At 72.5% G+C, this 444-nt stretch carries 1 protein-coding gene; it reads left to right on the top strand.

Annotated elements, in window-relative coordinates; genetic code table 11:
• Window positions 1–444, top strand: a 444-nt coding sequence (locus tag EXE50_RS17040) for a GAD domain-containing protein (RefSeq protein ID WP_321167090.1), incomplete at both ends; no start/stop codon positions are given.

Here is a 444-nt window from a genome sequence, read left to right on the forward strand (position 1 = left end):
TCGAGATAAAGGGCGTCCAGGCGCTGGGCGACATCCGCGACATCGTCGCCGGCGAAGTCGACCGGCAGGTCGAACTGCTCGAGATCCGCGACGAACTCGAAGCCCGGGACGCCGCCGTGGGCGACGTCGTCGACGTGAGCGAGACGTTCGCGGACACCGACTCGGGCGTGATCCGCGGCGCGCTCGATTCGGGCGGCGAGGTGCTCGCGGTCCCGCTGTACGGCTTCGACGGGCTCGTCGGCCGCGAACTCCAGCCCGACCGCCGGCTCGGCACCGAGCTCTCCGACCACGCCAAGCGCGCCGGTGCGGGCGGCATCTTCCACACCGACGAACTGCCGGCCTACGGCGTGACCGACGACGAGGTCGATGCGCTTCGCGAGGCCGTCGACGCCGGGCCGAACGACGCGGTCGCCATCGTCGCCGCCGACAGCGACGTGGCCGGGC

Origin of the sequence: Halorubrum sp. ARQ200 (assembly GCF_005435115.1) — an archaeon.
Taxonomy (GTDB): Archaea; Halobacteriota; Halobacteria; order Halobacteriales; family Haloferacaceae; genus Halorubrum; species Halorubrum tropicale.